Consider the following 17746-nt stretch of genomic DNA (forward strand, 5'->3'; position numbering starts at 1 on the left):
ACTGTGCGCACCCGACGAGCTGAGAGGTTCTTGGGGTTACACGCGGGCGTGCCTACGTGTCTTCGGGTGCGAGCACTTCCTGTCACCCATGCTCTGGACGTTACCTCTGGCGCAGCCCAGTTCATGCCGAGGGCGACCCAGCTGATCGCGGAGAGCTCTTGGGGGTCAGCCCAGTTGCAGAGTCTCTCCCCGCGCAACTCGCCGGACGACTGTTCCGAGGCCGGCCGCGGACACCCGATCCATGAAGTCCGATAGTGGCGATCGGAAGACGCCGTAGTCGTCGTAGTGAACCGGGACGGCTTCTCGAGGGCGAAGCCGCTCGAGGAAGTCGACGCCCTGCTTCCCGTCCATCGTGACGGTGTGGAAGAGAACCCGTGTTCCGCCGAGGTGCAGGACGGCGAGGTCGATGTCGTGATGGCGCCGTGCGATGTCATTCACGTGGTCGCCGGTGAGGGTGTCTCCGCTCACGTAGACGCGCCGGCGTACGGCGCCTCCGATCTGGTGCTCCACGAGGAAGCCGATCACCGGAGGCAACAGAGCGGCCATCGCTCCACGGGCGTGGATTGCCGGCATCGCCTCGATGGAAAGGGTCTCGTCGCCACGAGTCAGGGTCTCGCCGGCCCAGGTGTCGAGGCCGTGCGCGTCGAAGCCCCAGTCGGTGAGTCGTTGAGCACCCTGGCGGGTGGTCAGCACCGGCGGTGTCCGCGACAGCTGGGCTCGCGCTACGCGATCGAAGTGGTCTCCGTGGAGATGAGAGAGGAGGACGACATCGAGGGCCGGCAGCTCGCGGGGCTCGAGGGCGGGTTCCGTGAGCCGCTTCGACCACAAGCCCTTGCCAAGATATGCGCACTGACCGCGGTGCAAGAAGTTCGGGTCCGTCAGGATCGTGGAAGGAGCCGAGCCTCATCAGGGTAGTCGCCGTGCCGACGAAGGTGAGCGTGTCCATGGGCTCGCGTACCCCTGGCGTGATGCGGCCATGCCCGCGGGCACCCATCGCTGCAGCCTGCCGACGCGAGCCGATGCCGAGTGTCGCCGTCGTACCGGACCTGCGCATCGCGGTACTTCTCGTTCGGACCGTCCTCGACGTCCGCCCAGGCGCGCACACGCTTCTCGGCCGCGGCTCCGTCCCATGGTGGTCAGCTGGTTCATTCCCGGGTCGTTTGCGCCTCGCCTTACAGGGTAAAACGCAGACGTGTTGCTCACGCAGCAGCGCACACAGAGCGCCCTTCGCCGACCTCCCAGCGGCGAAGGGCGCTCCTCATCCACGAAGAATCGAGCCGTCGCGTCCTCTGAGCGAGTGGTACAGCTCCGTTCGTAGCCAGAAGGCACGCCTGGCGTCATGTACCCGTCCGCCCGGGGGTGCGGCGGGCTAGACGAGCCGCAGGCTGTCTCCTCGGGCGCGTGCCAGAACCCGGAGTGTTGCTGGCGAGCACGGCATCAAACGCCAGATGTTGGGCAATGGCCCTTGCGGTGGCCCCGATCGGGCGGGCCGTTGCACTCGCGGGAGGGGCACAGTGGTCGACGTGGTCGACGTTCATGTCACGCATGCTCTGCGCATGCCGACTCAGGTAGCGCATGATCACGCCTGGCGCCGAGTCAAAGACGCAGGGTTCGGGCTGACCATCGGCGAGTACCGGTGTGAGCTGTGTGCCGCTACATGGCGTCTGTGATCAGGGGCTACGCGTAGGTCCGGCGGGTCGTGCGGAGCACGCGTGGTACGCGGTCCGTGCGGCTCGGGAGGGGTTCGAGTGCTTCGGTCGACGCACTCACGGATGACAGTCGAGGCCGTGGCAAGCGGCGGATTGATCGCGAGCGGGGCCGGTCTGGCAGCAAACGACCTTTCCAGGTTTGTGCGGCGCGACTTGGGAAACTGGCGCTGCACGAACGTCGAGCGTGAGGGGGCGGCGCATGAAGGGACTCCAGCGAGGATTCGACCGTGGACCTAGCAGGATGGTCCTGGTCCGACATGGCGAGAGCATCGGCAACGTCGCGGACAACGAGGCGCGGGAACGGCATGCGGATCGGCTGGACCTGACCGTCCGGGACGCCGACGTGGAGCTGTCAGCCACCGGTGAGGACCAGGCCGAGGCGCTGGGCCGTTACCTCCACGGGCTCGCCGACGATCAGCGGCCGACGTTGGTCCTGACGTCTCCCTACGAGCGCGCTGCGGCGACGGCGGGTCGGGCCCTCGTTGACAGCGGTCTCGAGGTCGTCACCGACGAGCGCCTTCGGGAGCGTGACCTGGGGCAGCTCGATGGGCTGACCGGGGACGGCATCCGCAACTTCTTCGCCGATGAGGCGGAGCGGCGGAAGAAGGTGGGCAAGTTCTACTACCAGCCGCCGGGTGGCGAGAGCTGGGCCGACGTGGTTCTTCGGGTGCGGTCCCTTCTGTCCGATCTGCGCCATGGCTTCGACGCGGAGCGGTTGTGGATCTTCACCCACCAGGCGGTGATCATGAGCTTCCGCTACGTCCTCGAGGGGGTCAGCGAGTCGGAGCTGTTGGCGATCGATCGCACCTCGCCTATCCCGAACTGCTCATTGACGACGTACGAACGGTCGGGTGGGACGTTCCGCCTGCTCGGCTTTGCCGACACCGAGCCTCTGGACCGGAACCGTGCACCGGTGACGGCCGAGCCCTCGGGGTCTGACCGAGGAGCATCGAGCCATGCCTGAGACGTGCGAGGTGGACGCAGACCTGCTCAGGGGATGGGCGCTTCCCGAGCCGGGATCGAGCAAGCACAGCCGCGGCACTGCCCTGGTCGTAGGCGGTAGTCGCAGCACCCCCGGTGCCGTGATCCTGGCAGGTGAGTCGGTCCTCCGTGCCGGCGGAGGAAAGCTCCAGGTGGCCACCGCGGAGAGCACCGCGGGGCAGGTGAGCCTGGCGCTACCGGAGGCGCTCGTCGAGGGCTTTCCCGAGAGCGGGTCCGGCGACGTTGACCCAACGGCGTGCGATGACGTGGTCGAGTTGGCACAGGGGACGTCGGTGACGCTGCTGGGGCCTGGACTGCTGGATCCGGGTGCTGCAGCCGACCTCCTGGAGGGCATCGTCCCTCGACTGGATGCTGCGGTGGTCATCGATGCGTTGGGCTCCGCCTACGTCACGCGCAACCGCGAGGGTCTGCGTCATGTGCGGGGACGATGTGTGCTGACGCTGAACCACGACGAGCTGGCGAAGACCCTGGACCTCGACGCCGAGGACCTGGGAGACGACCCCGTCGACGCGGGCCTCGAGCTGGCTGCGACGACCGGCGCAGTGGTGCTGTACGGCGGGTCCCACAAGCTGGTCCTCACCCCCGACGCGGACTGTTTCCGCATCACGGTCGGTGGCCCCGGACTCGGGGTGTCGGGATCGGGCGACGTACAGGCAGGCCTGGTGACCGGCCTGCTGGCCCGCGGTGCCGGAGCCGTCCAAGCCGCGGTGTGGGCCGCCTACTTGCACGGCGCGGCCGGCGACGACCTCGCCGAGGAGGTGGGGCACGTGGGGTTCCTGGCCCGGGAGATCCCTCCCGCCGTCCCTGGTCTGCTGAGTCGGCTTGGGGGCTGACCTGAGCAAGGCCGAGGGTGACAAAGGATGCCGTCCCTCAAGGCATTGCTCGGGAGAGCGGCGGGTACGGAACGCCGACCGACAAGGGGGAACAGAAATGGGTGACGCGAGTCGATCCGTGGATCGCAACTGGGACGAGCTGCTCCAGGAGTTGCGAGTGACCCAAACAGGTCTTCAGATCCTGACCGGCTTCCTCGTCTCGATCCCGTTCCAGCAACGCTTCTCGGACATCACCTCGCTGCAGCAGACGCTCTATCTCGGGGCTTTGGCTGTGGCACTCACGGCCACCCTGACCGTGCTCGCACCGGCCAGCTTCCACCGGCTGCTGTTTCGTCAGCAGGAGAAGGAATGGCTGGTTCGCATGGGGAACCGTTTCGCGCGCGCCGGCCTTGCCCTGTCCGCTGTTGCCATCGCGCTGGTGGCCTGGTTGCTGTTCGACGTCGTTCTCGGACGCACCGCCGGCCAGATCGCCGTGGGAAGCGTGATCGTCCTGGTCGTGGTTCTTTGGTACGGCGTCCCTCTCGTCGCTCGGCGACGGAGCACGGTGGCCGGTACGCCGCACTCGTGACCCTCCTCGCCGCGCTCGCTTTGATCCGGACATGACGATCCCGCGAGCCGCTCACCCACGTCGAGAAGCGCCGACGTTCCTGTCTAGGCAGCCTGCATGCTCCCCTAGGGCAGGGGTATCGGTCCTCATCCACATGCCCACTCGTGAGGAGGAGACCATGCCGAGTGCACGCGACATCATGACGGGTTCCGCGGAGTGCGTCAGCACGAGCGCCACCCTTGTCGAGGCGGCCCGCAAGATGCGAGAGCTCGACGTCGGCGCCTTGCCCATCTGTGGTGAGGACAACAGGCTCGCAGGAGTCCTCACCGACCGTGACATCGTGGTCAAGTGCGTCGCCGAGAGCGGCGACCCCGCCTCGACGAAGGTGGCGGACCTGGCCGAGGGCAAGCCGGTGACGATCGGGGCCGACGACCCGGTCGAAGACGTCCTTCGCACGATGACCCAGCACGGAGTCCGGCGTCTGCCGGTCATCGACGGCCACCAGCTCGTGGGCATCGTCTCGCAGGCCGATGTGGCCAAGAACCTGCCCGAGGACAAGGTGGGCGACCTCGTCGAAGCGATCTCCTCGGCACCCGCCAGCCGCTAGGCGACTGGGGGACGAGTCCGTGGCCATCTGGACACGAGTGCTCCGGGGCGCGGTGGCCGGCGCTGCGGGAACAACAGCGCTGAACGCGGCGACCTATCTCGACATGACTCTGCGAGGCCGGGGGGAGCAGCCCTACCCCCGAGCGGGGCGTCGAGAAGCTGGCCGACCTGGCGGGCGTCGACGTCCCGGGTGGAGACGAGGACGCGCGGTCGAACCGGGTCGAGGGCTTGGGGGCCCTGCTCGGGACGATCACCGGGGTGACGATGGGCGTGGCGTGGGCCGTCGTGGACGACCTCACCGACGGAGTCCTGGAACGGCTGCCCGTCCCGGCCGGTGGGGTGCTTGTGGGGGCGGTGGCGCTGCTCGGGGCGAACGGACCGATGGTTGCCCTGGGCGTTACCGATCCCCGCGGCTGGGCACTCGCGGACTGGGTCAGCGATCTCCTCCCACACCTCGCCTACGGCCTCGTCGTGGCGGTTGCCTACCAGCGACCTGGGTGAAGATCCCACTTCGCCTCTGCATCACGTCCCCAGCTCGGTGGACATCGCCTCCACCTACCGGTGGTCCTCGCTGAGGATCCCGATTACGTCACGCTCTCGTGAACCATGGCACCCGCCATACATTGCAGTCGGTCGCCGTCCGACCGGGCGGCGATCGACGGCTGTGTCCGTACGCGACTGAGCACACACGTCGAACCGTGCCGGCGCTACCACCGCTGCCAGGCCGAGCAACCGCCACACCGGTTGATGGTGTCGCCCGTGGGTACGAGGCCCGGGTGGGTGACCGACGTCTGAAGGAGGCATGTCAGTGAAGGCTTTGACCTGGCAGGGCAAGCGCGACGTACGCGTCGAGCAGGTCGACGATCCCCGCATCGAGCTGCCCACGGATGCGATCGTCCGCGTGACCTCCACGGCCATCTGCGGCTCTGACCTGCATCTCTACGAGGTGCTGGGCCCGTTCCTGAGCCCGGGCGACATCCTCGGGCACGAGACCATGGGCGTGGTCGAGGAGGTGGGGGCTGAGGTCACGCACGTCAAGCCGGGCGACCGGGTGGTCATCCCGTTCAACATCTCGTGCGGTCACTGCTGGATGTGCAGCCGCGGGCTGTTCGCCCAGTGCGAGACCACGCAGAACCAGCGCACCGGCAAGGGCGCCTCCCTGTTCGGCTACACCGAGCTCTACGGGTCGGTGCCGGGAGGACAGGCGGAGTACCTCCGCGTCCCCCAAGCCCAGTTCGGCCCCATCAAGGTCCCCGACGAAGGACCGGACGAGAAGTTCCTGTTCCTCTCCGACATCTTGCCGACGGCCTGGCAGGCCGTGAAGTTCGCGGACCTGTCCGAGGGCGACACCGTGGCGGTGCTGGGTCTCGGCCCGGTGGGTCCCGAGGGCGCACTCAGCGTCCGCTCCGGACCCACCGACTGCGGTCCGCTGAACGCCTGGCAGGCGACCAGGGCCAGCCGGTACATCCCGCACGACAAGAACGCGCCGCGCGGGTACGGCACCGTCACGGTGTCGGTGTTCGGGGGACCCACCACCCCCGGCGCCGCCGACCAGGGCGCCCTGACCGTGGACTACGGCTCGGTCCCCGACACCTACTACGGCGGGTGGTCCCAGCCGAGGACCACCACCGTGATGACAGGCCCGGACGTCAGTGACCACACGACGACCAGCGCCACGGTCCCCATCGGCATCATGGATGGTGAGGCGCCGGGCTTCGGGTGGCGGTTCACCACCCGGGACGGCGCCAGCTACGACGTCGCCACCGTCACGTTGACCTACACCTACCTGACGCCGCAGGGCTGAACCCCCCCGGAAAGCCGTGCGGCCGGGAACGGCCTCCTCGCCGACGGGCAACCCGCGCCGGGAAGTGGGAGCTTGCCGAGGCGATGGCCACGTGCGCATGCAGCAGCCACGATGTGCTGCGACTGCTCCCTGTCCGGGATGGCTCAGGTGAGGACCGGGCCGAATCGCTCCCAGACCCGGTGCGACCCGAGCAGCGCGTGTACCGCGGCGAAGACCTCAGCGGGATCGGAACCGCGCACGACACCGGGATCGTCCGAAGACAGGCCGACGAGATCGAGCGCGTCGGTACCGGTGCCCCAGGCGCCGATCGCCTTCGCGTGCCGATAGGCCTCCTGCACGATGAGCGAGACCCGCGGGTCGAGCACGGGTGCGCCCTCCTCCGCCGCCTTGCTGTCGCGCACCGGGCGTGCGTCCGGCGCCGGCACCGGGCTCCCAGCGAGCAGGAGGGCGTCGAACTCGACCGACCGTGTGGCTCCGAAGCTCCGCTGGATGGCCATGCCGGTCGGCAGCTTGCCTCCGTGAGGAGCCACGACCAGGGGCACCATGCCGGCGGCCTTGACCGCGGCGGCGACCTCCTCGATGCCGGTGAGGTCGCCGTCCGGGTCGACGATGATCCCGATCATGCGACCGTCGGTGGGCCAGCTGCCACCGATCTGGGACAAGGCGGGACTGGGGTCGAGGTCCACGAGCGGGACAGTCGGTTCGGGGGCCGGAAGCCCCAGCCCGGCTGCCACCTGGGCGCACAGCTCGGTGTCGATGTTGGCCAGGGCCAGCAGCTGCCGCTCCTTGATGACCTGTTCGTAGCAACGCGCCAGCTCGAAGGTGTAGGCGAGCACGATGTGTTCTTGCTCCGGAGGCGTCATGCTCAGCCAGAACTGGCGCGCCTGGCTGTAGTGGTCGTCGAACGAGGCCGGGTTGGCACGGGTCTTCACAGCTTCCGCCACCCGCGCCGCCACCTCGACGAACGCCCCGTCCTTGGGTCCGCCCGCGTGGAACGGGCAACCCCCGTCCAGCGAGTTCGGCCGGTACGGCGCCACTCCGCCGTGCACGGCGTCCTGGTGAAATCCGTCGCGCAGCATGTCGTTGACCGGAGCGTGCGGCCGGTTGATCGGGATCTGGTGAAAGTTCGGTCCGCCCAACCGGGTGAGCTGGGTGTCGAGGTAGGAGAACAGCCGCGCCTGCAGCAGCGGGTCGTTGGTGACGTCGATGCCTGGCACCAGGTTGCCCAGGTGGAAGGCGACCTGCTCAGTCTCCGCGAAGTAGTTGGTCGGGTTCGCGGTCAAGGTCAGCAAGCCGACCGGCTGGACGGGCGCGAGCTCCTCGGGGACCAGCTTGGTCGGGTCGAGCAGGTCGATGCCGTCGAAGGTCTCGTCGTCGGTGTCCGGGAAGACCTGCAGGCCGAGCTCCCACTGCGGGTAGGCACCCGACTCGATGGCGTCCGCCAGGTCGCGGCGGTGGTAGTCGGGGTCGATGCCGGCGAGCAGTTGCGCCTCCTCCCAGGTGAGGGAGTGGACGCCGAGCACCGGCTTCCAGTGGAACTTCACCAGCGCGGTCTCGCCCTGCGCGTTCACGCACCGGAAGGTGTGGACGCCGAAGCCCTCCATGGTCCGGTAGGAGCGGGGGGATGCCTCGGTCGGACATGTTCCACAGGGTGTGGTGCTGCGCCTCGGTGTGCAGCGAGACGAAGTCCCAGAACGTGTCGTGCGCGCTCTGGGCCTGCGGGATCTCCCGGTCCGGGTGCGGCTTGGCCGCGTGCACGACGTCGGGGAACTTGATGCCGTCCTGGATGAAGAAGACCGGGATGTTGTTGCCGACGAGGTCGAAGGTGCCCTCGGAGGTGTAGAACTTCGTCGCGAACCCCCCGGGTGTCGCGGACCGTGTCGGCCGAGCCCCTGGAACCGAGCACCGTGGAGAACCGCACGAAGACGGGGGTCTCCACGTTCTTGGCGAGGAACCCGGCCTTCGAGACGGGTCTGGCGTTGCCGTAGCCGATGAAGACGCCGTGCGCGCCTGCCCCGCGGGCGTGCACGACCCGCTCGGGGATGCGCTCGTGGTCGAAGTGGGTGATCTTCTCCCGCAGGTGGTGGTCCTGCAGCAGGGTCGGGCCGCGCTCGCCGGCCTTCAGCGAGTGGTCGGTGTCGCGCAGGCGGGCTCCCTGGGAGGTGGTCAGGAACCGTCCCTGCTGGGCAACGTCGGAGGGCGCCGCCCCAGTCTCGGCGCCGGTCGCGGTCCGTCGGTCCGGCCCGTCCTGGTCAGGCTTGGGCGGCATCGGACCCTTCGTCCTGGTGGGCTCCTCGAGCGCCGGCGGCTGGGGCGCCGGGGCCCCGGGGATCGGCGGTGGCACGAGGTCGGCGACCTTGGCGAGGGCTGCCTCCGCCGCCTGGGTGACGGTGCTCTTGACGGCCTTCTTGACGGCCTTCGCTGCGCTGCTGGACTCAGCCATGTGGTCCTCCAGGGAGTAGGTCCCGGTGCGTACCCCGGGCGCCCGGGGCCATTCGCCCCGATCCGCCGATGGCGAGTGAGGGGGTCTCCCGCGCCAATGTCGCGGAGCAGACGACGCTCGACCTGGAGGCCCAGCAGTACCTGGACGCGGCGGCTCGTCGGCGTCGTGGCCGGGCCCGGTCGCTCAGTGGGTGGTGATGGCCACCTTTCCGCGGACGTCTCCGGACGCGAGTCGCCGCATGGCCTCGGGAACCTGTTCGAGCGGGTAGCTCTTGTCGATGCTCGGGGTGACCTGACCGGATTCGATGAGTGCGGTGAGCCGGTCCAGGTCGCTGGCCCGTTCCTTGTTGATGAAGTTCACGAACCGCTGCCTGGTGAACGGGGAGAGGGCGAGTGCGCGCAGGGTGCGACTCATGCCTCCGGTGAGGTTTCCACCCTCTTCGCCGCCGACGATCACGACCGTGCCGGTGGGTGTGAGGGCTCGCCGCAGCCGCGACAGCTTCGGGTTTCCCGCGATGTCGAGGATCAGGTCGAAGCGGACCCCGGTCGCCGCGAAGTCGTCCCGGGTGTAGTCGAGGACGTGGTCGGCGCCGAGCGAACGCACCAGGTCGAGCTTGGCGGTGCTGGCCACCCCGGTGACCTCGGCCCCGAGTGCCTTGGCGATCTGGACGGCGTAGCTGCCGACCCCGCCTGAGGCGCCGATGACCAGCACTCGTTGACCCGGTTCGAGACGGCCGTGGTCGCGCAGCGCCTGCAGGGCGGTGGCGGCCGAGATCGGCACCACCGCGGCCTGCTCGAAGGTCAGGCCGACCGGTTTGCGGGCCAGCTTGTCGGCGCGGGCCACGGCGTACTGGGCGAACGAGCCGCGGCCGACGCCGTACACCTCGTCGCCCTCCTCGAATCCGGACACCTCAGCACCGACCGCGGCAACTTCGCCGGCCAGGTCCCGGCCCGGTACCCGGTCCTTCGGTCCGGCGAAGCCCAGGCCGGCGACTCGCATCAGGTAGGGCTTGCCGGTCATCAGGTGCCAGGTGCCGCGGTCGAGTCCGGCCGCGTGCACTCGCACCAGGACGTCGTTGTCTCGGACCTCAGGAAGGGGGATGTGCTCGTGGCGCAGCATGCTCGCGTCGCCGTACTTGTCCTGGACGATGGCGCGCATGGTGCGCGCCTCGCTCCGCGGGTCTTCCGCGCTCATCGCGATGTCCTCGGGCTGACGACACGTCCGACCCGGGTCAGGAGCTGACCGCGGAGCCGGTGCAGCTGTGGCATCAGGCCGTAGATGACGATGGGCACCGCGATGGTGGCGAGCACGAACGTGCGGGCGACCGGGTTCAGGGTGTGCAGCCAGCCACCGAGGACCAGGTTGAGGAGGGTCAGGGTCGGGAAGACGGCCAGCCAGATCATCAGCGCGAGCTGGTGCTTGCTCGCCGGGCCGGGCCCGGCGGGTCGGTCGCTCGGGCCGGAGTTCGGCAGAGGGTTGTTCATCGTGACTCCTTCGGCTGGGTGGATGCGGGTGAGGTGGCGGGAAGTCCGTGGTCGAGGTCGCTGACGGCGTTGCGTACGTCGTCATCGACGAGGTCGGCGTTGAGGGCGATGGCGGCGGCCGAGCCGGCACCTGCCGCGGTGATGACCTGGGCGCGCGGGTCGACGACGTTGCCGGCCGCCCAGACTCCGGGAACGCTCGTGCGTCCGGTGGCGTCGACGCTGACCCAGCCGTCCGGGTCGCTGGTGCAGCCGAGTCCGGCCAGGAGGGTGGTGTTGGGGACGAACCGGGGCGGGACGAACAGTGCGTCGCGCGGGATCACGCAGCCGTCGTTCATCTGTACGCCGCGCAGGTGGTCCTCGTCGTCGACGGCGAGCTGGTCGATGGTGCCCTCGACGACGCCGATGGCGCGGGCGAGCAGCCCGGTCCGTTCGGCGTTGGTGAGGGTGTCCGGGGGGGTGAAGTAGACGAGGTCGTGGGTCCACTGGCGGACGATCTGGGCGTACCGGACGGCGCCCGGGGTGCCGCCGACGACGCCGAGCTGGCGGTCGCGGACCTCGTGCCCGTGGCAGTAGGGGCAGTGCAGGACGTCGCGGGCCCACCGGTCGGCGAGTCCGGGGATGTCGGGCAGCTCGTCGCGGAGGCCGGTGGTGACCAGGAGCCGTCGCGCCGAGATGCGTCGTCCGTCGCCGAGGAGGACCCAGAAGCCGCTTCGCCCGTCGGGCACCAGGTCGGTGACGGTGCCCGACAGGATCTCGCCGCCGTACCCGCGGACCTCCTTCCTGCCGGTTGCCAGCAGGTCGGCAGGGGCCTGTCCGTCGCGTGAGAGGTAGCCGTGCATGTGGCTGGCCGGGGCGTTGCGCGGCTCCCCGGCGTCGACCACCAGGACCGTGCGGCGGGCTCGGGAGAGGACCAGGGCCGCGGACAGGCCGGCGGCGCCTCCGCCGATGACCACCACGTCGTATCTGTTCATTCCCCTAGGCTGCAGCCGGGCGCCGCGATCACCTACGAACGTTGCTGTTTCCGGGAAACGGGAGTCAGATGAACCTCGTGGAGGACGAAGCAGGAGCGGCCATCGCCGCCGCGCTCGAGCAGGTCGGGCCCCGACTCAAGGCACTCCGCCAGCACCGCCACATGACGCTGACCGGTGTCGCGGAGACCACGGGCATCTCCAAGAGCACACTGTCGCGGCTCGAGACGGGAGGACGGCGACCCACCATGGAGCTGCTGCTCGCCCTCTCGCACGTCTATCGGGTGCCGCTCGACGACCTGGTCGCGGCCCCGGAGCAAGGCGACCCGCGCCTTCGGCTCAAACCAGGCCGCGTCAAGGGCAGGACGGTGATCCCGCTGACCCGCCAGCCGGACGGCATGCAGGCCTGGAAGATCATCATCCCCACCGACAAGGCCACCCCCGAACCCCGCGCGCACGACGGCCACGAGTGGATCTACGTGCTGTCGGGTCACCTGCGCGTCGTTCTCGCTGACCAGGACGTGGTGCTCGGGCCCGGTGAGGTCGCCACCTTCGACACCACGGTTCCGCACTGGTTCGGCAGCACCGGCACCGAGCCCGCCGAGATCCTCAGCATCTTCGGGCGGCCCGGTGAACGCATGACAGTCCGTGGGGCGCCGGCGCAGGTCTAGGCGCCGCCGCCCCTGCGACCCGGCGTGCGCGACCGTACCCAGTCTCGGCAACTGCGCTGCTCCTATGATTCGTGTGTCGACTGCGGTGCTGGCCACGAAGCTGTTCGCGCCGGCCCCACGCGCGCAGGCCTGAACACCCTGCGCACCCACTCCAAGCGGATCTTCACCAAGCTCGACGTCAAGTCCCGTGCCGCCGCCGTCCGCGCGGCCCAGGAACAGGGGCTTCTCTAGGCCGAACCGGCCCCGGTCCGGGGTCAGGTCGGCTCGAGTCACCCCGGATGTCACATCGTCGGTCACATGATGTGGTGACGCGCACCGACCCTCTCCCTCCCTAGGTTCCAGGTATCCCCGCGGCACCGGCCACGGACAACCCGAGATGGGACCAGACATGACCATCACCCCGAACCTTCTGACCCGGTGGGCCGGCCTCGCGGCCGCCGCTGCCGGAGCCATCTTCATCGGCGTCCAGATCAACCACCCGCAGCTGAACGCCATCACGATCCAGACCACCGACGTGACGGTGCGCGACTCGTTCAAGGTGCTGATGGCCGCACTGGCCCTGGCCGGCATCACCGGCATGTACCTGAACCAGATCCGCAAGCACGGGCTCCTCGGGCTCATCGGCTACGTGGTGTTCGCCGTCGGCTACCTCGGCATCATGTGCGTCGCGTTCACCGCCGCCTACGTGCTGCCAGAAGTCGCTTCCTCCAGCACCGGTTTCGTCAACGACGCCATCGCCGCGAACACCGCCCGCGGCACGGTCCACGGCGACCTCGGGGCGTTCGCGACGGTGAACAAGGTGCTCGGGTTCGCCTACCTGGTCGGCAGCCTGCTGTTCGGCATCGCGTTGTACCGGGCCCGCGTCCTGCCTCGGTGGGCCGCCGCCCTGCTCGCCGTCGCCGGTCTCGCCACCGCCGTCCTCTCGCTGATGCCTGACTCTCTCTACCGCCTGCTGGCCTTCCCGAACGGCATCGCCATGATCGCGCTGGGCTACTCGCTGTGGAAGGTCGCCCACGTCGACGCCGAGACCCAGCAGGAAGCAGTCGAGGATCCGCAGCGCAGCGCGGCGGGTGTGGAATGAACGCCCTCCCGACCACCCACGGCTGCGTGCCCGGCACCGGTTCGGCTCCGGTGCCTGGCCGCGGGCCCCATCGGGGACGGGGCCGGGCGGGTTGGTGGGTTCCGCCGGCCTTGCTGGCGCTGGCGTTCATCCCGGTCCTGGGCGGCACCGGACGCCTGATCGAGGTGCTCGGAGGGCCCGAAGTCCTCCCGACGGATGACCGCTTCGCTGCCTCCCCGGTCCCGCTGGTCGCGCACATCGTGGCCGCCGTCGTCTACGCCGTGCTCGGCGCTTTCCAGTTCTCCGCCCGGCTACGTCGCCGCCGCCCCAACTGGCACCGCCGCGCCGGACGGCTCCTGGTGGTGCTGGGTCTCGCGGTCGCGTTCTCCGGTCTGTGGATGACGCTGGCCTACCCCCGGAAAGAGGGCACCGGCGACATCCTCTGGGGGACCCGGCTGCTGGTCAGCTCAGGGATGGGCACCGCCGTCATCCTGGGCCTGGTCGCGATCCGTCGACGTGACATCGCCCGGCACCGGGCCTGGATGACCCGTGCGTACGCCCTGGCGCTGGGCGCCGGCACCCAGGCGCTCACCGTCGGCTTCGGTGAGGCGCTGTTCGGTGCTGGCGTCGGGCGCACCGACCTGATGATGGCGGCCGCCTGGGTCATCAACCTCGCCATTGCCGAGTGGGTGATCCGCCGCCCCACCGTCCGACGGACCAAGCGTGCCAGCCGCGCCCGTCCAGCCCTGGCGGGTCCCTCATGACTTCGCCCCCACCCGATGTGCCCGCGTCGTACGAACTGCGCATCGGCGGGCACCTCGACCAGCACTGGTCGACCTGGTTCGACGGCTTCACCATCACCCACCAGGACGACGGCACCAGCACCCTGTGCGGCGTGGTGCGAGACCAGTCCGACCTGCACGGCCTGCTCGCCAAGGTCCGCGACCTCGGCACGCCCCTGCTCTCCCTCACGCACCTCGAGGTCCCCGACAACGACGGCGGCAAGGGCACGGGCACCAGTACCGATACCGACCCCGCTTCCCGGGACCAGCAGCTTCGCTAGGTCGTCGGATCCGACACCGGCCGGCTGTGCCAGCGCGCGGCGAGTGGCCAAGGGAGAATCAGCCGACATGTCCGCACGCGGTGGTGATGGTCGACCGCTGAAGCCGGGCCAGTGCCGAGAGTTCGCTGGCCGTGCGCATCGGGGCACGGGTGAGGTCTCCGGCGTAGTAGCCGTTGTGCCTGCGCAGGGATCCGGTGTAGGTGCCGCTGTCTTCCTCGATCGTGAACATCTCAGTCATCTCCTTGGGAACCGGGCGACCGTCGGGACGGCCGCCTCTGGTGACTCCTCACCCATGCCACGAACGGCGAGGGCCGAAATCGACAGCAAGGTCGACGATGGTCTGCATCGGAAGAAGGCAGGCTGCTCGTTCCTGAACGCGGCGCAGACACGCCACCCTCGGGCTGCTGGAAGCCGGCATCCGGTGCTTCCGCGAGGGTGGGTTCTCGGTGCCGATGGCTGCTCACGCGATCTCGACGGTCGACCGCTGGAGTTCGACACCGGACTGACCGGTCAGCGTGGCCGAAGCGAGCGGGCCCTCCCGCCTCAGTCCCGAGGAGCAGACGACCTTCTCGCGCGCTTGCGCCGAGCGCGAGCTCCGCCTTCGTGCCGTGCACCGGGCGGACCCGTCCGAGTGCCGCCACGACAACCACGCTCCTTGTCGCCGTGCGCAAGCCGAAAGCACACTGGTGGGCGTGGATGCAGTCCGTGCAACTCACGAGATCGTCGTGTGCGTGCTGATCTCGATCGCTGCTGTCGCACCGCTGTTCGTCGTGTGGCGGGACGACCACAAGTGGGTTGATCGATCGGGTAGGTGAGGTGGCGAGTCAGCTGGTCTGGCGTGCGGGTCACGCCGGTGCCGGGTCAGCGGGGTCCGCGCCGGCCCGCGCCGCTCCCTCGCGGAAGAACAGCACCAGGGAGGTGACGTCACGGAGCTCGGTCAGTGGTCGAGCGGTTCCGAAGGGTGTGTTCCAGAACGCGCCCGAGCGGGGCGACCACGGTGCGACGTACGCGTAGGGCTCGGCGACGTGGCCGTCACCGGGGGAGACACCGTAGTCGACCTCGTCGACGGAGATCCCGACGTCGAAGTGCTCGGGCCACAGCACCGGGTCCTGCTCAGGGGCGAAGGTGCGCAGCGCGGTGTCCGCGCGCGCGAACGCGTCCAGGATCACGGCCACCGCACCGGGCTCGACCTCGAGCCTGTCGTCCTCCGTGACGCCGGGTCCGTCGTCGTACACGTCCCGCAAGGACCGGGCCGCGACCCCCGCCGCGCGGGCCAGTCCCGCAAAGGTGCCGCCCAGGGGCAGTCTCGCCTTCGGGGTGACCAGCTCGAGCCCGTGCACCCTCAGGTCGGGCGCGGTGACGGTGCCGAAGCCACCGGGCGTCACCCGGAGGCGGATGTCCTGGCTCGCGGCGTACTGCGGCCCGGCGAGCACCAGCTCGGCGACGCCGTGCAGCGAGCGTCGGGTGTGTTCCAGGTTCTGAGCTCTCATGCGGTCATCTCCTCGGCCGGGATCCGGCCCTGGGTGTAACGCCGTCGCGCTCCGCGGGACTGATCCCCCAAGACGCCGTGCTCGGGCAGCGCTCCTACGGATAGGTGTTCCGGACCCAAGGAGGCGTTACATGCCATCGTCACCACGCTCAGGCATCGACGAGCCCACCGGCAGGTGGCACCCGGTCGACGCGGTCGACGCGGTCGACGCGCCGAGAAGGCTCGGCGAGCCGCGGACGCCGTCGCCGCAGCCGGCTCCACGCGGCGATGGCCACCCTCTTCGCCGCCTCAGGACCGACCCTGCTCTGCGTGCGGCAGGACGCCGACCCCCTCTGAGCCCCGGCGGCGGCCTTACCGCTGCGTCCCGATGACTACTCCGAAAGGAGAGACCAGTGACAACACCGGCAAGCACGTCCCCGAACACCCGGTACGACGACCTCAGGGCCCTGTTCGTCAACTGCACCCTGAAGAGGTCGCCCGAACCGAGCCACACCCAGGGACTGGTGGACATCAGCCGCCGCATCATGGAGGCCAACGGCGTCCAGGTCGAGGTGGTCAGGGCGATCGACCATGACATCGCCACCGGCGTGTGGCCCGACATGCGCGAGCACGGGTGGGCGACGGACGACTGGCCCGAGATCTTCGAGAAGGTCAAGGCGGCCGACATCCTGGTCCTGGCCGGACCGATCTGGCTCGGCGACAACAGCTCGGTCATGAAGCAGGTCCACGAGCGTCTGTACGGCGGCTCGCACCTCTTGAACGACCGTGGTCAGTACCTCTACTACGGACGGGTGGGCGGCTGCCTGATCACCGGCAACGAGGACGGGGTCAAGCACTGCGCGCACAACGTGCTCTACACCCTGCAGCACATCGGCTACACGATCCCGCCGCAGGCCGACGCGGGGTGGATCGGGGAGGCGGGACCGGGGCCGTCCTACCTCGACCCAGGATCCGGCGGCCCCGAGAACGACTTCACCAACCGCAACACCACGTTCATGACCTGGAACCTGATGCACCTGGCCCGGCTGCTCAAGGACGCCGGCGGGATCCCGGCCCACGGCAACCAGAGGTCCGAGTGGGACGCCGGCTGCCGGTTCGACTTCGAGAACCCGGACTACCGATGACCCGCGATACGCTCCGAGCGTGGTCACGTCGAGCCCGGACGACGCGATCGTGGCGGGTGTTCGCTCCGGTGACGAAGCCGTCTTCGCGCAGCTGCTGAGCGACTGGTCACGATCCATGCTGCTGCTCGCCCGCACCTACGTCTCCACGGACGCCTCCGCCGAGGAGGTCGTCCAGGACACCTGGCTCGCGGTCATCCGGGGCATCGAGCGGTTCGAGGGCCGGTCCTCGCTGCGCACCTGGGTGTACCGCATCCTGGTCAACACCGCGAAGAAGCGCGGCGTGCGCGAGAGCCGGACCGTGCCGTGGAGCAGCCTGTCCGGCGGCGACGAGGACCGGAGCCCGACGGTCGACCCGGCCCTGTTCCGCGACGCCGACGACCGGTACCCCGGTGGCTGGCGCTCCTTCCCCCACGAGTGGCCGTCCTCGGAACGCACGGTGCTCGACGGCGAGGTCCTCAGCCAGGTCAGGACCGCCATCGACACCCTGCCCGAGCGGCAGCGGGTCGTGATCACCTTGCGCGACGTACTGGGACACAGCTCCGACGAGGTGTGCCAGATGCTCGACATCACCGGCGCCAACCAGCGCGTGATGCTGCATCGGGCCAGGGCTGCGGTGCGCACCTGCCTGGCGCCCTACCTGGAGCAGGCGCCGGCTACCGAGGGCGACGGGATGGCCTGAGATGGGGGACCTCACCTGCCAGGACTTCGTCGAGCTCGTCACCGACTACCTCGAGGGTGCGCTCGACGCGGAGACCGCGCGGCGTTTCGAGCAGCACATGGCGATCTGCCCTGGCTGCGAGATCTACCTGAACCAGATGAAGGAGACGGCCTCGCGGCTCGGGGAGATCCCCGTCGAGAGCCTCTCCGAAGAGACAACGTCCACGCTGCTCGCGGCGTTCCGCGACTTCCGCCGCTGAACGCCGGCTCCGGGCACGCTCATGGA

21 protein-coding genes and 2 pseudogenes are annotated in these 17746 nt (G+C 69.4%); 14 read left to right on the top strand and 9 right to left on the bottom strand.

Annotated elements, in window-relative coordinates:
• Nucleotides 1-165: 165 nt before the first annotated feature.
• Entirely contained in the window at nt 166-864 is a 699-nt protein-coding gene (locus KRR39_RS02015) for an MBL fold metallo-hydrolase (RefSeq protein WP_216940295.1), read from the bottom strand.
• 1044 nt (nt 865-1908) lie between these two features.
• Between KRR39_RS02015 and KRR39_RS02020 the strand changes: the two genes are divergently transcribed.
• From KRR39_RS02020 to KRR39_RS26465, 6 genes are all read left to right on the top strand, one after another.
• Nucleotides 1909-2673, top strand: a complete 765-nt coding sequence (locus KRR39_RS02020) for a histidine phosphatase family protein (RefSeq protein ID WP_216940297.1) — start codon at nt 1909-1911, stop codon at nt 2671-2673.
• Complete coding sequence (locus KRR39_RS02025; protein WP_254185452.1) at nt 2666-3544, top strand: NAD(P)H-hydrate dehydratase; 879 nt, start codon at nt 2666-2668, stop codon at nt 3542-3544. Before KRR39_RS02020 ends, KRR39_RS02025 begins: the two co-directional genes overlap by 8 nt.
• A 118-nt stretch (nt 3545-3662) precedes the next feature.
• Nucleotides 3663-4112, top strand: a complete 450-nt coding sequence (locus KRR39_RS02030) for a DUF6328 family protein (RefSeq protein WP_216940300.1) — start codon at nt 3663-3665, stop codon at nt 4110-4112.
• A gap of 157 nt (nt 4113-4269) precedes the next feature.
• Nucleotides 4270-4698: a CBS domain-containing protein gene (locus KRR39_RS02035; protein WP_216940301.1), complete on the top strand. Its 429-nt coding sequence runs from the start codon at nt 4270-4272 to the stop codon at nt 4696-4698.
• A 227-nt stretch (nt 4699-4925) separates the two neighbouring features.
• Nucleotides 4926-5198 (top strand): hypothetical protein, encoded by a 273-nt coding sequence (locus KRR39_RS02040; protein ID WP_216940303.1) that lies wholly within the window; start codon nt 4926-4928, stop codon nt 5196-5198.
• A gap of 307 nt (nt 5199-5505) precedes the next feature.
• Complete coding sequence (locus KRR39_RS26465; RefSeq protein WP_216940305.1) at nt 5506-6501, top strand: alcohol dehydrogenase catalytic domain-containing protein; 996 nt, start codon at nt 5506-5508, stop codon at nt 6499-6501.
• A gap of 143 nt (nt 6502-6644) precedes the next feature.
• On the opposite strand, the gene KRR39_RS24145 is transcribed toward KRR39_RS26465, so the two are convergent.
• The 3 genes and pseudogenes from KRR39_RS24145 to KRR39_RS24155 all read right to left on the bottom strand — a co-directional run.
• Nucleotides 6645-8072 (bottom strand): catalase, encoded by a 1428-nt coding sequence (locus KRR39_RS24145; RefSeq protein ID WP_254185453.1) that lies wholly within the window; start codon nt 8070-8072, stop codon nt 6645-6647.
• 109 nt (nt 8073-8181) lie between these two features.
• Nucleotides 8182-8304 (bottom strand): annotated as a pseudogene (locus KRR39_RS24150) (catalase); the annotation flags it as partial.
• A gap of 112 nt (nt 8305-8416) precedes the next feature.
• Nucleotides 8417-8944 (bottom strand): annotated as a pseudogene (locus tag KRR39_RS24155) (catalase); the annotation flags it as partial.
• Between the two features lie 68 nt (nt 8945-9012).
• On the opposite strand from KRR39_RS24155, the gene KRR39_RS25475 reads away from it, so the two are divergent.
• A complete protein-coding gene (locus KRR39_RS25475; protein WP_302053537.1) occupies nt 9013-9141 on the top strand; it encodes a hypothetical protein in 129 nt (42 codons plus the stop codon).
• Here the strand turns inward: KRR39_RS25475 and KRR39_RS02055 are convergent.
• The 3 genes from KRR39_RS02055 to KRR39_RS02065 are packed head-to-tail and all read right to left on the bottom strand — an operon-like array spanning nt 9128 to nt 11399.
• Complete coding sequence (locus tag KRR39_RS02055) at nt 9128-10138, bottom strand: NAD(P)-dependent alcohol dehydrogenase (RefSeq protein ID WP_254185454.1); 1011 nt, start codon at nt 10136-10138, stop codon at nt 9128-9130. The genes KRR39_RS25475 and KRR39_RS02055 overlap by 14 nt on opposite strands.
• Entirely contained in the window at nt 10135-10428 is a 294-nt protein-coding gene (locus KRR39_RS02060) for a putative antibiotic biosynthesis monooxygenase (RefSeq protein WP_254185455.1), read from the bottom strand. Before KRR39_RS02060 ends, KRR39_RS02055 begins: the two co-directional genes overlap by 4 nt.
• Complete coding sequence (locus KRR39_RS02065; RefSeq protein WP_216940307.1) at nt 10425-11399, bottom strand: NAD(P)/FAD-dependent oxidoreductase; 975 nt, start codon at nt 11397-11399, stop codon at nt 10425-10427. Before KRR39_RS02065 ends, KRR39_RS02060 begins: the two co-directional genes overlap by 4 nt.
• Nucleotides 11400-11467: 68 nt before the next feature.
• Here KRR39_RS02065 and KRR39_RS02070 point away from each other — a divergent pair, with 68 nt between their 5' ends.
• From KRR39_RS02070 to KRR39_RS02085, 4 genes are all read left to right on the top strand, one after another.
• Nucleotides 11468-12067: a helix-turn-helix domain-containing protein gene (locus tag KRR39_RS02070; RefSeq protein WP_216940308.1), complete on the top strand. Its 600-nt coding sequence runs from the start codon at nt 11468-11470 to the stop codon at nt 12065-12067.
• Between the two features lie 388 nt (nt 12068-12455).
• Complete coding sequence (locus KRR39_RS02075) at nt 12456-13148, top strand: hypothetical protein (protein WP_216940310.1); 693 nt, start codon at nt 12456-12458, stop codon at nt 13146-13148.
• A gap of 110 nt (nt 13149-13258) precedes the next feature.
• Nucleotides 13259-13891 (top strand): DUF2306 domain-containing protein, encoded by a 633-nt coding sequence (locus tag KRR39_RS02080; protein ID WP_254185456.1) that lies wholly within the window; start codon nt 13259-13261, stop codon nt 13889-13891.
• Entirely contained in the window at nt 13888-14190 is a 303-nt protein-coding gene (locus KRR39_RS02085) for a DUF8691 family protein (RefSeq protein ID WP_216940318.1), read from the top strand. Before KRR39_RS02080 ends, KRR39_RS02085 begins: the two co-directional genes overlap by 4 nt.
• A gap of 58 nt (nt 14191-14248) precedes the next feature.
• On the opposite strand, the gene KRR39_RS02090 is transcribed toward KRR39_RS02085, so the two are convergent.
• Together KRR39_RS02090 and KRR39_RS02095 are read right to left on the bottom strand one after the other, a co-directional pair.
• The gene (locus KRR39_RS02090) at nt 14249-14419 is read right to left on the bottom strand and encodes a hypothetical protein (protein ID WP_216940319.1); all 171 of its coding nucleotides are present in this window, start codon (nt 14417-14419) and stop codon (nt 14249-14251) included.
• A 616-nt stretch (nt 14420-15035) separates the two neighbouring features.
• Nucleotides 15036-15680: a hypothetical protein gene (locus KRR39_RS02095; protein WP_216940320.1), complete on the bottom strand. Its 645-nt coding sequence runs from the start codon at nt 15678-15680 to the stop codon at nt 15036-15038.
• A 391-nt stretch (nt 15681-16071) separates the two neighbouring features.
• Here KRR39_RS02095 and KRR39_RS02100 point away from each other — a divergent pair, with 391 nt between their 5' ends.
• The 3 genes from KRR39_RS02100 to KRR39_RS02110 are packed head-to-tail and all read left to right on the top strand — an operon-like array spanning nt 16072 to nt 17720.
• The gene (locus KRR39_RS02100) at nt 16072-16803 is read left to right on the top strand and encodes a flavodoxin family protein (RefSeq protein ID WP_216940321.1); all 732 of its coding nucleotides are present in this window, start codon (nt 16072-16074) and stop codon (nt 16801-16803) included.
• Nucleotides 16804-16822: 19 nt separating this feature from the next.
• Nucleotides 16823-17482: an RNA polymerase sigma factor gene (locus KRR39_RS02105; protein ID WP_254185457.1), complete on the top strand. Its 660-nt coding sequence runs from the start codon at nt 16823-16825 to the stop codon at nt 17480-17482.
• A gap of 1 nt (nt 17483) precedes the next feature.
• The gene (locus tag KRR39_RS02110; protein ID WP_216940323.1) at nt 17484-17720 is read left to right on the top strand and encodes an anti-sigma factor family protein; all 237 of its coding nucleotides are present in this window, start codon (nt 17484-17486) and stop codon (nt 17718-17720) included.
• Nucleotides 17721-17746: the final 26 nt, after the last annotated feature.

The sequence above is a fragment of the Nocardioides panacis genome (assembly GCF_019039255.1).
Taxonomy (GTDB): Bacteria; Actinomycetota; Actinomycetes; order Propionibacteriales; family Nocardioidaceae; genus Nocardioides_B; species Nocardioides_B panacis.

Excerpts from the sequence above, each read along its gene's own strand:
- KRR39_RS02020 (WP_216940297.1), top strand. The coding sequence starts at position 1,909 with ATGAAGGGACTCCAGCGAGGATTCGACCGTGGACCTAGCAGGATGGTC.
- KRR39_RS02025 (WP_254185452.1), top strand. The coding sequence starts at position 2,666 with ATGCCTGAGACGTGCGAGGTGGACGCAGACCTGCTCAGGGGATGGGCG.
- KRR39_RS02035 (WP_216940301.1), top strand. The coding sequence starts at position 4,270 with ATGCCGAGTGCACGCGACATCATGACGGGTTCCGCGGAGTGCGTCAGC.
- KRR39_RS25475 (WP_302053537.1), top strand. The coding sequence starts at position 9,013 with ATGGCGAGTGAGGGGGTCTCCCGCGCCAATGTCGCGGAGCAGACGACG.
- KRR39_RS02055 (WP_254185454.1), bottom strand. The coding sequence starts at position 10,138 with ATGAGCGCGGAAGACCCGCGGAGCGAGGCGCGCACCATGCGCGCCATC.
- KRR39_RS02060 (WP_254185455.1), bottom strand. The coding sequence starts at position 10,428 with ATGAACAACCCTCTGCCGAACTCCGGCCCGAGCGACCGACCCGCCGGG.
- KRR39_RS02065 (WP_216940307.1), bottom strand. The coding sequence starts at position 11,399 with ATGAACAGATACGACGTGGTGGTCATCGGCGGAGGCGCCGCCGGCCTG.
- KRR39_RS02070 (WP_216940308.1), top strand. The coding sequence starts at position 11,468 with ATGAACCTCGTGGAGGACGAAGCAGGAGCGGCCATCGCCGCCGCGCTC.
- KRR39_RS02075 (WP_216940310.1), top strand. The coding sequence starts at position 12,456 with ATGACCATCACCCCGAACCTTCTGACCCGGTGGGCCGGCCTCGCGGCC.
- KRR39_RS02085 (WP_216940318.1), top strand. The coding sequence starts at position 13,888 with ATGACTTCGCCCCCACCCGATGTGCCCGCGTCGTACGAACTGCGCATC.
- KRR39_RS02090 (WP_216940319.1), bottom strand. The coding sequence starts at position 14,419 with ATGTTCACGATCGAGGAAGACAGCGGCACCTACACCGGATCCCTGCGC.
- KRR39_RS02095 (WP_216940320.1), bottom strand. The coding sequence starts at position 15,680 with ATGAGAGCTCAGAACCTGGAACACACCCGACGCTCGCTGCACGGCGTC.
- KRR39_RS02110 (WP_216940323.1), top strand. The coding sequence starts at position 17,484 with ATGGGGGACCTCACCTGCCAGGACTTCGTCGAGCTCGTCACCGACTAC.